The sequence below is a fragment of the Paenibacillus sp. D2_2 genome (genome assembly GCF_031199965.1).
In the GTDB taxonomy this organism is placed as follows: Bacteria; Bacillota; Bacilli; order Paenibacillales; family Paenibacillaceae; genus Fontibacillus.
In genome coordinates, this window is sequence record NZ_CP133605.1 from 1,408,248 (window position 1) to 1,421,510 (window position 13,263).

A 13,263-nucleotide genomic window follows, 5' to 3' on the forward strand; every position below is an offset into this window, starting at 1 on the left:
AAGAAAGTAGCAAAACCAAATTAATGGGAGGCAACCATGGAATATGACGTTATTGTTGTTGGTGCCGGTTTATCAGGTCTAGTGGCAACCTCAGAGATCGTGAAGTCAGGTAAAAAAGTGCTGCTATTAGATCAAGAGCCGGAATCCTCACTTGGCGGGCAGGCTTGGTGGTCGTTTGGTGGACTTTTCCTAGTCAATTCACCTGAGCAACGCTGGATGGGAATTAAAGATTCTCGTGAACTCGCTTGGCAAGATTGGTTAGGCTCTGCCGGATTTGATCGGGAAGAAGACGAAGATTATTGGGGTAGAAAGTGGGCGGAGGCTTATATTGACTTCGCTGCCGGTGAAAAGCGTGCATGGTTGCACTCATTAGGAATTCGGTTTTTTCCTGTAGTCGGATGGGCAGAACGTGGTGGATATCTTGCTGAGGGTCATGGCAACTCTGTACCTCGTTTTCACGTTGTATGGGGAACAGGTCCGGGAATTGTGAAACCATTTGAGCAGATGGTTCGGAGTGCAATGAGCTCAGGAGTTGTTGATTATCGCCCGCGTCATCGGGTGGATGAACTTATTACTCATGAAGGTGCTGTTATAGGTGTTCGAGGTTCAATTCTTATTTCGAGTTCTGCCGAACGTGGTGAAGAAAGTTCTCGTGAGGTGCTGGGTGACTTTGAATTTCATGCGCAAGCCGTTGTAATTTCCAGTGGAGGTATTGGAGGAAATCACGAACTGGTTAGACAAAATTGGCCGCCGGGGCTTGGAAAGGCACCGAAAACAATGCTCTCCGGAGTTCCTGCTCATGTCGACGGTCGAATGTTAGGCATTACCGAGCAAGCAGGCGGGCGTATCGTCAACAGAGATCGAATGTGGCACTATACGGAGGGCATTAAGAATTGGAATCCCATTTGGCCAAAGCATGGTATTCGTATTCTTCCTGGCCCTTCGTCCCTTTGGTTGGATGCAAAAGGGCAACGTTTTCCAGCTCCCAATTTTCCTGGATTTGATACTTTGGGCACTTTAAAGACGATTCAAGATACCGGGTATGATTATTCGTGGTTTATTTTAACTAAAAAGGTGATTGAAAAAGAATTTGCCCTTTCTGGATCCGAACAAAATCCGGATCTAACTGGTAAAAGCATTCGTATGGTCTTATCCAGAGCACTCGGTGGCATTCCAGCTCCGGTACAAGCTTTTCTGGATCATGGGGAAGATTTCGTAATAGCACATACACTGCCGGAACTCGTAGCTGGGATGAATAAGCTAACAAGCGATAATTTAATAAAACTGGCAGAGATCGAGCGACAACTGATTGCCAGGGACCGTGAGATGGATAATAAATTCACTAAGGATCTACAAATTACAGCACTTCGGGGGCAAGGAACTACTTAGGTGATCGGCTCATCAGGGTAGCAGCACCTCACAAATTTCTCGACCCTCACAATGGCCCGCTGATTGCGGTACGTTTGCGTATCGTTAGTCGGAAAACGCTTGGAGGACTGCAAACGGATTTATCTGGACGAGTACTAAATTCATTAGGCAGTCCGGTTCCTGGACTTTATGCGGTAGGAGAAGTGGCTGGATTTGGTGGCGGAGGGGTCCACGGTTACCGCGCACTGGAAGGAACGTTTCTCGGCGGTTGCCTTTTCACTGGAAGAGAAGCTGGTAGGGCACTGGCGAGTCTTTAAGAGTTCTTCCCCTTGAACGTTGCAAGTCACATATTTATTATCTAGATTCAATTTCCTGAACAGGCACATCTGGGCCGCCGCCCACATACAATGTACAACTGAACTTCAATGTGTGCTGAAGCGGTGTACTAAGATGTGCATGCCTCTTCAGCTAATCGACGTGGAGGTGCTGTTCATGGAGTTGGTATCTGCAATTGCGCTGTTCATTAAACAGTTGACCTTGCTAGTCTCGTATGTGAAAAACAACGCCTTTCCTCAGCCGCTGACGGAAGAAGAGGAAACGAAGCACCTTCAGCGGATGGCTGAAGGCGACGCGATATCTCGCAATTTGCTGATTGAGCATAATCTGCGGCTTGTGGCACATATCGTGAAGAAATTCGATAACACAGGTGAGGACCTGGAAGACCTGATCTCGATTGGAACGATTGGGCTTATCAAGGCGATCGAGAGCTTCCGGCCGAATAAAGGCACGAAGCTGGCTACTTTCGCTGCACGTTGTATTGAGAACGAAATCCTGATGCACTTACGGTCCTTGAAGAAGACCCGCAAAGACGTTTCCCTACATGATCCAATAGGAACTGACAAGGAAGGAAACGAAATTACGCTGATCGATATCCTTGGAACAGAAGAGGATGACGTGGTCGACCGGGTTCAGCTTAAGATGGAGAAGAGTAAAATTTATCAAAATCTCGATATATTGGATTCCAGAGAACAGGAAGTTATCAAAGGAAGGTTCGGCCTTGAGCACGGAGGCGAGGAACGGACTCAGCGTGAAATTGCCAGGGAGCTTGGGATTAGCCGCAGCTATGTGTCACGGATTGAGAAAGAGCGCTCATGAAGCTGTATCATGAGTTTTATAAGGCGAAGCGGTGAATATAAGAAGAAAACAGGCGTACCGGAGAACGGGCGCCTGTATTTTTTGGCGTACTCAGAGTTTTTTGAACAACTTGCTGTAGAAGTAGTTCAAAGCCCACTAATGCTCCGTCTATTTACCGAATACCATAGCTTTTGTCTTCAGATTGTACATACATCCTCCTTGTATATTGTAGAAAAAGCACCTCATTATGAGGTGCATAAATTGGAGATGACCTTATTATCCATCTCTAACGAAACTGAGTATCGCTATTGAAGCAAATTAGTGGCTTAAAGTCTCGATTTCTCCCAAATAACGATCTGTAGTTTCGTTAGATTTAATTTTCCGCTGTTTTTGAGGAAATAACGATTTGTAGTTTCGTTAGAGATTGAAAAGATCTTGGACAAGCTCTGGAACCATACAATTTACGCTTCATCCTTCGTTTCAGCAACCGGACAGAATCCCGGGTTCGTTGAACAGAGCAGCTGGGCATATCGCGGTTGAAGCTTGGAGAGTTCGGTGAAATAGCTGCTTATGATGTGGTTACCGCTGAAGGATCCATTTTGGAAGTTCTGGGAGAGAGGGTCGGAACATGACTGTAATAGTATTTCTTCTCGCGTTTAGGCAGCTTATAGATCGTTGGAGGAGCATGGGTGACAACGTCAAATCCATTAGCAATGCGATAGCTGCTTCGTACATATTTTGTAAAAGCTTTTGAAAAGGATGGATCGCCTACACGAGGTGCTCCATATGTAAATAAGTACGGTGAGTCAAAATCGGTATTGGCGGCGATATCTATCGCACATAGTGTTGCTAATGCAGCGCCAAGGCTATGCCCGGTAACATACAATGCCTTGTTAGAAGATAGCTTGGCTAGCGTGGACATGATCTGGCTGCGGGCAGATGAATATATATCGGTAAAGCCGCGGTGCGTGAGACAGTTTTCTTTGACATATTTGAATTTTTTCTGGGAAGCAATGATGTCGGATATCCAATTGGTCGTTGAACTGGTTCCGCGAAAGGCTACGATAATCTCGTGTGGGGACTCTAGAATAAACCCGAAGGGCTCCCATATATCGATAATTGATTTTGCTTCGATCGTATCCGTGATCGAATAATTTAATGGGACGATAAATGAGCCGTCCGTGTTAGAGAACTGCTCATAGGTCTGTCCGCAGACGGCGGCCAGAAAGATGGCCCGTTGTTCTTGTTCAACGATTGTCCTCACGAGTATCTCCGCCTTTCTCCTACAATATATTAGGGGGATCATGGAGAGATGCCTATATTGTGGAAGATTTTCCGAGATAAAAGTCATTTATTAATACTAGAGTTCAAACTTAATATGGATTTATATCCGTACGAGGAGGAGTGCCTAGTGAAGCAAATCTTGAAGCTGCTGGCGGTCGGAGCGATTACAACTTGCAGTAGATTTATCGCTCAAATGTTAATTCCCGCTTGCAACCAGGACATTTTAAGTCCGAGTAAATTTTGTGACAACGGAACGATGCCTATGATTCTTAGCATTTACGGCATTTTCACTTATACGATTATCGCCTCGCTGTATCTGATCGTGAGGGACCAATTATCCGGGAACAGATGGGTTAGAGGTATGAAATATGGCGCAGCCTGCAGCACCATCTGGATCATATATCTGCTGGAGCCACTGCCACATGTAAAGCCACTGGAGCGGATACAGTACCCGCTTGCGAATGGCTTCGCCTTTCTTGTGATGGGGATCGCGCTTAGCTTGTTATTAACGGAACGCAGTTTCAAGCCTAAGAGGACAGTCCAATTGAGGCCGACTTCTTTCCATATTAAAATGATAATTAGCGTGGCTGGCTGTTTTTTTGTGGGCAGACTAATTCAATACCTGCTGTTTGACATATATTCCTCTTTCTTTTATGAACCTGTTCAGACCCTTCTGTGGGTAGTTGTGACAGGCATATGTATTGGACTGATCATGAGGTGGTTTGAGGCGCATATAACTGACAAGTGTGCCAAAAGAAAGCTTTTGTTGCTAGGAGGTGCATTATTTGGCCTAAATCTTCTCCTGTTTAATTTCTTTCTGCCGATCTTCTTCCAAGCAGATCTAGTGGATTTGTTAGTCCGCTCTATTCTGGACATTGGCGCTGTACGTTTAGGATTGCTATTAGTCCTGAAATCGGATCAACCGGCAAGACTAACATAAGAATGTCGCAATTTTATAATAGCTAGATGAGGTTATTGCTGATAGAATGAAGCGTGTCAGAAGGATCCAATCAGAATGTAGAATAGAAAAGTAAGAATTACGTCGAATTGGCTGAATACGCTTGCAATTACATCTCTGTTGTTAGAGAATAAACTTGAAAAGTGTAAGAAATCCCCCTTATAGCGTATGCTCACATAGGTCGGTTTTAGCGCCGATACCTTTATGGCTTCACTCTGAGGGATAAATAATCATACTGTGTTGCACAAGGGAAGGGAGACAACATTCATGAGCAATACTAAGCATACCGTAGTTATTGTTGGCTACGGGGAATGGGAAGCTATCACGGCCACTTGATTACTGAGAATGGCAGAGTAGAGGTCAAAGGTACTTATGATTTGCTTGAGGAGCGTCGCGAAGCTTCGAAGCAAGCAGGCTACCATGCTTATGACAGCTTTGAAGCAGTGTTGAACGATTCTTCGGTAGAGGTAGTATTAATCGCTACGCCAAATGACGTTCATAAGGAGCTGGCTATTCAAGCTTTGCAGGCTGGCAAGCATGTCATTTGCGAGAAGCCAGTTACAATGTCCGTAAGCGATTTTCAAGATATGGTTGCGGTGGCCGATGAGGTAGGTAAAGTTCTGATGGTTCACCAGAATCGTCGTTGGGATGAAGATTACTTGATCATTAAGAAAATGTATAACGAGAGAACCATTGGTGACTTGTTCCAACTTGAATCCAGGGTGCATGGAGCGAATGGAATTCCAGGCGACTGGCGTCATATCAAACAATATGGCGGCGGAATGCTACTGGATTGGGCGTTCATTTGCTGGACCAGATGGTAGATATGATAGATAGCAAAATTGTTAGCGTTAGAAGCCGGCTTAGCTTCATTCTTGGCGATGAAGTTGACGATGGTTTCGAGGCTTTTCTGCAATTTGAGAATGGAGTTACTGCCACTGTTGAGGTAGGAACGACCAACTATATCACTTTGCCAAGATGGTATGTGAAGGGTACTGAGGGCACCGCGATTATTGAAGACTGGTCTTTGACTGGAAGAACTGTAACGCGAAATAATGCAGTGGGCAAAATAGAGCCTAAGCCAATTCGGGCTGGCGTTGGATTAACGAAAACGATGGCTCCGCCATCCGAAGAAGCTACGATTACTGGCACTTTGCCTGAACCGTTCCAACGTCCGAGCAGCTTTTACGATAATTTTGCGGATGTGCTTGAGGGTAAAGCAGAACCGATCGTCAAGAATCCTGAAGTATTGCGCGTATTGAATCTGATCGAAGCGATATTCCAGGCTGGCGAGACCAATGAAGTTGTGAAGGATTTTGATACGTACGAGCCTGCGGGCAAATAATAGTGTAAGATAAGCCTGACGGTAATAGGTGGAGACACTGAGACCGTTGGGCTTTTTCTATCTGATATTGTCATTGAATTCGGGTTCGGAGGTTGTGTTGTGGAGAAGACGATTAAGGAACAAATTTTGGAACTGGCTGAGGAGGAATATCGCAAATTTAGCTCGAAGCTGATTCCGAGTATCGATAATGTCGCTGGAGTACGGCTGCCTGCTCTGCGAAAAATCGCCCAGAGAATAGTACGTTCCGATTGGCGCTCCTATTTGGCTGAGGCGGAGGATGAGTATTTCGAAGAGACGATGCTGCAGGGTATGGTCATCGGCTATGCGGCGAAGGATATCGATGAAATGCTAAAATATACGGCACAATTTGTGCCCAAAATCAATAATTGGTCCGTGTGTGACAGCTTCTGTGGCGGGTTAAAGCTTACGAAATCGCATCTGGACAAGGTATGGGACTTCTTGCAACCTTATCTAGAGTCCGATCAGGAGTATGAGATCCGCTTCGGGGTAGTCATGCTGCTTGAATATTATGTGCTGGAGGAATATATCGACCGGGTGCTGCAAATTTTGGACGGTATTAGACATGAAGGCTACTATGTCAAAATGGCCGTAGCCTGGGCAATCTCGATCTGTTATATTAAGCTTCCTGAACCGACGATGGAATATTTACAACATAGCACGCAGGATCTGTTTACGTATAATAAGGCCTTGCAGAAGATCACGGAATCCTACCGAGTAGATCAAGCCACCAAGCAGGTCATTCGCAGTATGAAGCGTAAAGCGTAATGCATACAGAGTAAAATGCAGTTCATAAAACGCAAGTAATGAGAAACCCACCGCTTCAGGTTGATAACCTAGCGGTGGGTTTTAAGTTGGAGATTATCTTCTCTCCGACTTGGTTAATGTGTCTGCTCACGATTATCGGAGCCAAAATGAGCACTGCTATGATGCTTATTGTGTACGATGATTAGTTTCAAATCGGACACATTATTTTGTGTGATTTTCATGAGGATGGATTGCAGCTTATGTGATTCCTCGTTAGCCGCATCGGCGATCAATTTGGCTTCTGAGGACGGGAAGTTCTTTGCGGTCCAAGTATCCTCTTGCTCGAGCTTGTCTTGTATATCTTTGATAGAATCAGCGTCAAGTGAATTTCCGGTTAACGCTTCGATCTGAGCTTGATTGAATAGGACGACCGTCTTGTAACTGTCCTTGTATATTGTGGTCATCGCAGTATCGGTATTATCGGTATTATCGGTAGTATTCTCCTCCGAAACAGAAGGCAGAACAGTATCCTCTGCTGGCGTAGTGGCAGTATTTTTTTCGTTGGCATTTCTTGTCGCATTGGAATTTGTCTCGGAAGGTGCAGCATTCGTAGATTCTAACGGACTTGGCTTGGAGTTGTTTAGGTTTGGTATCAGGATCAGGGCTCCCGCTATAGCTACCACAGCAATACCAGCAACTACTTTCGTGGTTGTCTTGTTCATGATGTTATTCCTTTCTTTGTACATTGTGACATTTAGTTCAAGGACACTTTAACATAGAACCCAATCTTTCTCGTTTTGAAAATGTGAACAATCTTCAAACAACAGTTGATAATGATTACAATCTTGGCCTAAGTTATTTACAATAGACTGAAGTAAGTAAATGATGGAGGGTCATTGATGAGAAAATCATATATAGCCGCTTTTATCTATTTATTGATTGGGTTAGGTTTTGGAGTATTTGCGAGGGAATATACGAAGGCGCAAGGCTTTGATGGGTATACGGTATTAAATGTTCTACATACCCACGTTCTTATTCTTGGCTTTATGTTCTTCCTGATCAGTCTGATTCTGTCGAAGCTCTTCTCGGTTCATCAGATCAAATCTTTCAATGCCTGGTTCATCGTCTATAATATCGGTCTAGTTCTGACGATTGGCTCTATGACGGTGCGCGGAATACTACAGGTGAACGGTAACGATATGGCGGGGCTGAGTCATATGGCAGGGATGTCTCATTCGATTATCGGCATCGCATTGGTCTGGTATATGTTGTTGTTGAATAAAGCGTATAAACAGCAGTGATAATAGCACTTTCCAATAAAAAGGCATGGAACCCTAGGATAAACCTCGGGGACCATGCCTTTTATGATAAATTCCCGCCTATTGCACGTTCGATCCGCTTTGCTCCAGCTCCAGCAGTTTCGTCTTCATCTCAAGTCCACCACGATAGCCGGTTAAGGCACCGTTCTTGCCTATTACCCGATGACATGGAACGGTAATCAGAACGGGATTCGCACCGATTGCGGTACCTACCGCACGAACTGCCGATGGCCTCTGTATATGATTGGCAATGTCGGAATAAGAACATGTCTGCCCATAAGGGATTGCAACTAAAGCGTCCCACACTTCTTTTTGAAATGGGGTTCCCGCAAGTTCGATCGGAAGGGAGAACTGTTGCCTATGTCCATGCAAATATTCGGTCAGCTCAACAATATAAGGACGGAGGATTTCATCATTATGAATCAGATGGTATTCCTTATAGTGCTTCTCTACCCACTGACTTAGCTCTTCGAAATCCTTATTCTGAGATCCTACGTAGCAGAGCCCTTGTTGGGTAGCAGCCAGGTAAATGCTCCAGTCCTCTTGTGATAATTGAGACCAGTACACCATCATATGCGAATTTTGCTTCATAATAAGTCGTCTCCTTCGTACGGAATGCTTGCGTGTTCTTTGCGATATTGTGCTGGCGTGATTCCGGTCCGTTTCTTGAACAGGGTTATAAAATAAGCCGTATTCGCCATCCCTACGCTGGCGCCAACTTTGGCGACCTCCAGCCCGGAATGAAGCAGCAGCAGCTTGGCTTTTGTAATTCGTACCTGCTGGATATATTCGACCGGCGTTACACCCTTTATTTTTTTGAAAGTCCGATGAAGGTGGTAGGGGCTTCCATGACTGGCGTCGGCGAGGGTCTGGAGGGTAAGAGATGCATCGTAATTGTTGTCGATGTAGTCCGTGACAACCTGAATCCATTCATCATCAGGCAGACGCTGACCAGTTGGCCTGCAGCGCTTGCAGGGCCTAAAATTCTCGGATAAGGCCTGCTCAGCAGTTTCGAACAGGCGGATATTCTCCATTTTCGGCGGCCTCGATTTGCAGGATGGTCTGCAGAAGATCCCCGTGGTCTTGACAGCATAGAAGAATTTCCCGTCATAGGTGGGGTCATTGTAGACAATAGCGTTCCACCGCTGATGGGTCAGCTCTATAGGATGATGATGCATGGATGTGTGCTTCAAGTATAATCCCCCTGGTTTCATATCGGCTTCGTATACTAATATACTCTTTAATTGGGATCATCGTACGCTTTTTAAGCTGTAATAGCAAGATAACGAAATTCAGAGGGAAGGTCTTATTTTAGATGATCGTATTTGACAACAGGCCATTTCTCTTTGCGAAGAGCGTCCAGCAATTCTGGAGTCGCATTCAGATTGGCTTGCACTAGGTCACGCGGCGTAAGGGCCATCCATTGATTCAGTGAGATATCCGCGAAGTGGTCGCTCTTGAACATTTCCAGAAACCAGAGGGTATCGTCCCCGGTGTTCTGAATGTAGTGTCCGAAGGCGAAAGGAACATAACCGACATCACCTGCCCGGACGTTGAAGGTACGCGCGACTCCATTACTGCCGAATACGGTCATCCGGCCTTGACCAGTCAGGTAATATTGCCATTCATCATTGTTGGGATGCCAGTGCAATTCGCGCATAGCACCCGGCTTAATCTCGACCAGTGCAGCCGCAACTGTCTTGGAGATCGGAAAGTTGGAGGAATCAGCGATGCGGACGCTCCCGCCCGGTGTCTTAAGTGGAGTCTGTGCTAGCAGCTTATGCTTGAAGCTAAGGGGAACCGTACCGTAGGGAGACTGAACCTCCTGACTAGCTAGCGATCCTGGGACCTTGTCAGGAAATATATATAGCTGCTTATCGGGTATTCCATCAAAAGCAGCCTCATCTACTCCGAAGTTGGCGGAGAGGATTTCTTTGGGTGTATGGGCGAACCAGTCTGAAATGGATAGTGTATTCAGATCTGAGAAATTGCCGTCATCAAAGACGAGCAAAAATTCACATCCGTTCTCAAGCGCTTGAATAGAGTGGGGGATACCCGCTGGAAAATACCACAGATCTCCCGCTTCAATATCGGCGATAAAATTCCGTCCATTCTGATCCACCGCGGTAATTCTAGCGCTGCCGAGCAGCATATAGGCCCATTCCGCTTGCTGATGCCAATGGAGCTCGCGTACCCCGCCCGGTACCAAACTCATGTTAACGCCTGCCAGGGTCTTGGCGATCGGTAGATCGCGTACGGTAATTTCTCTTGACCATCCGCCCTCATTAAGCTGCATGTGGGTGTCGGAGAAAGACATAACCAGATTCGGCAGCAGCCCGGCATCGGTAGCCGGGGGCACCAGCATATCAGGGTTCTCTCGGTCTCTCATCACATCCCGCGGTCCATAATCGGGTCCGCCCGCACCATCGCTACGTATCGGCTGGGGGATGCGGGGAGGTTCACAGTTGCTTTGCTCTGATTTCGCCATTAAATGATATCCCTCCTTGAATATGGGCATCATTTTCGCCCATTCAGAATATGTCTATGAGTTAGGGCTTGTGTAATATTAGTTCGGAAGAACAAAAAAGGAGCTGTCCCGCGTAGTCTTTGACGACTTTGAAGTGACCCCAAAAGTTAGACAGTTTATTTTCATTAAGCAGTTTGTTGGGCATGAGTCCGGTATTGTACCGGACTCATGCCTTTTAATTTTGATTTAATCCGCTTGTAATTATAGTAGTTAATATACTTGGATAATTCCTCTTTAAAATGTTCAATACTTTTAAATTCCTTTATATAAAGGAATTCTGATTTGAGAATACCGAAGAAGTTCTCCATCACAGAATTATCATAACAGTTGCCCTTTCGCGACATACTCTGCGTGATTTGTTTTCTTTGTAATGCCTGACGGTATTGCTTCATCTGATAGTGCCATCCTTGATCTGAATGCATGAGAAGCTTGCCTTCTATCGTTAGCCTTTCAAAAGCTTGCTCTAGCATATCTGATACAAGAGAGTAGGTAGGTCTAAATCCTATCGTATACGAAATGATTTCACCGTTATATAAATCCAGAACAGGTGACAGATACAGTTTTTCTCCCAGTAATTTAAATTCTGTAATGTCTGTCACCCATTTCTGATTTGGTCTCTCTGCTTTAAAATTACGGTCTAATAAGTTCGGTGCAATCTGACCGACCTTACCTTTGTACGAGCGGTACTTTTTCACACGGACTATTGATATTAATCCTAGCTCTTTCATAATACGTTGGACCTTTTTATGGTTCACCTGATGCTCACGATTCCTTAATTCATCACGAATACGACGATAACCATAGCGGCCTTCATGCTCGTCATAAATGGATTGAATGAGTACCTTTAGCTCGCCATCTGGATCGGGACGTCCGAAGCTTTTAATCACGTAATAATAGGTGCTGCGCGGAATACCTGCAAGCTGCAGAAGTGCTATCACCGGAAATTCACGCCTTAATTCATAGACTACTTGCGCTTTGTCTTGTTTGGTGATTTTTCCTTGTTTTGAACTAAGGCATTCAACTTTTTTAAATAGGCATTTTCCATACGTAAACGTTCGTTTTCTGCCTGTAGTTTCTCAAGTGACCCTTCATCTTGTTTTGTTGGTTTCTTTGTTTCTTTGTTCATGGATGTACGCCCCTTTTTCTTTGCTTTGAAGGCGTCAAATCCCTTTCTTTCAAACTCTTTAACCCATCTTTTGATAGGTGAAGGTGAGGGAATACCAAAATGCGCAGCGATATCTACATATGAGGCCTTCGTTTTTAACCGATATTCAAGTACCTCTAGTTTAAACTCTGGTGAATATGAAGCATAGTCTTTTATTCGAAAACCTTCAATCCCCCACTCGCTGTACAGCTTTGCCCAAGAGTAAATTTGAGTTTTGGATACACCATATTTTCTTCCAATGGATGGCGCAACTTCGTTACCTTCCAAATATCTTAATACAATTTCGAGCTTCTCTTTTACAGAAAATTTCCACATAAAAAACTGCACCTCCAATTGTTAGTTGTGTCTAACAATTGGGGTGCAGTTCACTTATAGGACAGCCCCTTAGTTTTGTTTACGGTAAGATCTTACCGCCTGCTTTGTAGATGCTGTACCATTCTTCTCTGGTGAGCGGAATGTCCGAGCCTTTGCAGGAATCGATGAGTCTTTGTTCATTTGTCGTGCCAAGTACGACCTGCATGTTAGCTGGATGGCGTGTAATCCAGGCTACGGCGATGGTTGTATTCGTCACTCCGTATTTCTCGGCAAGCTCATCAAGAATTTTGTTGAGTTCTGGATAATTCTCTAGGTCGCCAAGGAAAGGACCATTGAAGAAGCCTTTCTGGAATGGAGACCATGCTTGAATCGTAATATCCTTCAAACGGCAATATTCGAGAACGCCGCTGTCGCGATTCACAGATTGATCGACATCCATATTGAAGGCGAGGGACGAATCGAACATCGGTGTATGCGTGATGCTAAGCTGCAGCTGGTTAGCTACGATTTTATGAGACATGTATTTCTGTAACAGTTCCATTTGATTCGGAGTCTGATTGGATACGCCGAAATAACGAACTTTACCGCTGCGGTGCAATTGATCAAATGCCTCTGCAACTTCTTCTGGTTCCATTAAAGTATCGGGACGGTGGAGCAGCAGTACATCCAGATACTCAGTATTTAGACGCTTCAGGATGCCGTCTGTTGCTTCGATAATGTGTTCTTTGGAGAAATCGAAGTAACCTGGACGAATGCCACATTTACTTTGCAGAATCATTTTTTCCCGGATTTCAGGATTCATTTGGATGGCTTCGGCGAAATAGGATTCGCACTCCCCATAGGATGGTCCGTAAATATCTGCGTGGTCGAAGAAATTGATCTCATTGTCCAGTGCAGTACGAATCAGTTTCTCTGCCTCGGACAAAGAGAGCTGCTTCAGGCGCATATTGCCCATAACTATATTTGACGCTTTCATATCAGTTCCAGCGATGTTAATGTATTTCATACTTTACATTCTCCCTTCATATTCTCTACAATAATAGGATAAGTGCTAGAGTTCACTCTATGTCAAATAAATAAATT

The 13,263-nt window shown here is 44.9% G+C and carries 10 protein-coding genes and 3 pseudogenes; 6 read left to right on the forward strand and 7 right to left on the reverse strand.

Features of this window, described 5'->3' with window-relative positions; translation table 11 throughout:
- Positions 1 to 36: 36 nt before the first annotated feature.
- Together RE628_RS07000 and sigK are read left to right on the forward strand one after the other, a co-directional pair.
- Positions 37 to 1,685, forward strand: a pseudogene (locus RE628_RS07000) (FAD-binding dehydrogenase).
- A 175-nt stretch (positions 1,686 to 1,860) separates the two neighbouring features.
- Positions 1,861 to 2,558 (forward strand): annotated as a pseudogene (gene sigK / locus RE628_RS07005) (RNA polymerase sporulation sigma factor SigK).
- Positions 2,559 to 3,070: 512 nt separating this feature from the next.
- On the opposite strand, the gene RE628_RS07010 reads toward sigK, so the two are convergent.
- Positions 3,071 to 3,766 carry a lipase family protein gene (locus tag RE628_RS07010; RefSeq protein ID WP_309158090.1) on the reverse strand — a complete coding sequence of 232 codons (696 nt, stop codon included), beginning with the start codon at positions 3,764 to 3,766 and terminating at the stop codon, positions 3,071 to 3,073.
- A 147-nt stretch (positions 3,767 to 3,913) separates the two neighbouring features.
- Between RE628_RS07010 and RE628_RS07015 the strand changes: the two genes are divergently transcribed.
- From RE628_RS07015 to RE628_RS07025, 3 genes and pseudogenes are all read left to right on the forward strand, one after another.
- Complete coding sequence (locus RE628_RS07015; protein ID WP_309158091.1) at positions 3,914 to 4,726, forward strand: hypothetical protein; 813 nt, start codon at positions 3,914 to 3,916, stop codon at positions 4,724 to 4,726.
- A 285-nt stretch (positions 4,727 to 5,011) separates the two neighbouring features.
- Positions 5,012 to 6,089: pseudogene (locus RE628_RS07020) on the forward strand (Gfo/Idh/MocA family protein).
- Positions 6,090 to 6,188: 99 nt separating this feature from the next.
- Complete coding sequence (locus RE628_RS07025; RefSeq protein ID WP_309158093.1) at positions 6,189 to 6,875, forward strand: DNA alkylation repair protein; 687 nt, start codon at positions 6,189 to 6,191, stop codon at positions 6,873 to 6,875.
- Positions 6,876 to 6,988: 113 nt separating this feature from the next.
- On the opposite strand, the gene RE628_RS07030 is transcribed toward RE628_RS07025, so the two are convergent.
- The gene (locus tag RE628_RS07030) at positions 6,989 to 7,576 is read right to left on the reverse strand and encodes a hypothetical protein (RefSeq protein ID WP_309158094.1); all 588 of its coding nucleotides are present in this window, start codon (positions 7,574 to 7,576) and stop codon (positions 6,989 to 6,991) included.
- Between the two features lie 177 nt (positions 7,577 to 7,753).
- Between RE628_RS07030 and RE628_RS07035 the strand changes: the two genes are divergently transcribed.
- Positions 7,754 to 8,155, forward strand: a complete 402-nt coding sequence (locus tag RE628_RS07035; RefSeq protein WP_309158095.1) for a DUF2871 domain-containing protein — start codon at positions 7,754 to 7,756, stop codon at positions 8,153 to 8,155.
- A 78-nt stretch (positions 8,156 to 8,233) separates the two neighbouring features.
- Here RE628_RS07035 and RE628_RS07040 read toward each other — a convergent pair whose 3' ends face one another.
- From RE628_RS07040 to RE628_RS07060, 5 genes are all read right to left on the reverse strand, one after another.
- On the reverse strand, positions 8,234 to 8,764 hold the full coding sequence (locus tag RE628_RS07040; protein WP_309158097.1) for a methylated-DNA--[protein]-cysteine S-methyltransferase: 531 nt from the start codon (positions 8,762 to 8,764) through the stop codon (positions 8,234 to 8,236).
- Complete coding sequence (locus tag RE628_RS07045; protein ID WP_309159397.1) at positions 8,761 to 9,351, reverse strand: bifunctional transcriptional activator/DNA repair enzyme AdaA; 591 nt, start codon at positions 9,349 to 9,351, stop codon at positions 8,761 to 8,763. Before RE628_RS07045 ends, RE628_RS07040 begins: the two co-directional genes overlap by 4 nt.
- Positions 9,352 to 9,479: 128 nt before the next feature.
- Positions 9,480 to 10,661, reverse strand: coding sequence for an oxalate decarboxylase family bicupin (locus RE628_RS07050; RefSeq protein WP_309158098.1), 1,182 nt, complete (start codon positions 10,659 to 10,661; stop codon positions 9,480 to 9,482).
- Between the two features lie 164 nt (positions 10,662 to 10,825).
- A protein-coding gene (locus tag RE628_RS07055; RefSeq protein WP_309158099.1) for an IS3 family transposase occupies positions 10,826 to 12,180 on the reverse strand; the annotation gives its coding sequence in 2 pieces (ribosomal slippage) (positions 10,826 to 11,730 and positions 11,730 to 12,180; 1,356 coding nt in all).
- 79 nt (positions 12,181 to 12,259) lie between these two features.
- A complete protein-coding gene (locus RE628_RS07060) occupies positions 12,260 to 13,186 on the reverse strand; it encodes an aldo/keto reductase (protein WP_309158101.1) in 927 nt (308 codons plus the stop codon).
- Between the last annotated feature and the right edge of the window lie 77 nt (positions 13,187 to 13,263).

Excerpts from the sequence above, each read along its gene's own strand:
- RE628_RS07030 (WP_309158094.1), bottom strand. The coding sequence starts at position 7,576 with ATGAACAAGACAACCACGAAAGTAGTTGCTGGTATTGCTGTGGTAGCT.
- RE628_RS07035 (WP_309158095.1), top strand. The coding sequence starts at position 7,754 with ATGAGAAAATCATATATAGCCGCTTTTATCTATTTATTGATTGGGTTA.
- RE628_RS07040 (WP_309158097.1), bottom strand. The coding sequence starts at position 8,764 with ATGAAGCAAAATTCGCATATGATGGTGTACTGGTCTCAATTATCACAA.
- RE628_RS07045 (WP_309159397.1), bottom strand. The coding sequence starts at position 9,351 with ATGCATCATCATCCTATAGAGCTGACCCATCAGCGGTGGAACGCTATT.
- RE628_RS07050 (WP_309158098.1), bottom strand. The coding sequence starts at position 10,661 with ATGGCGAAATCAGAGCAAAGCAACTGTGAACCTCCCCGCATCCCCCAG.
- RE628_RS07060 (WP_309158101.1), bottom strand. The coding sequence starts at position 13,186 with ATGAAATACATTAACATCGCTGGAACTGATATGAAAGCGTCAAATATA.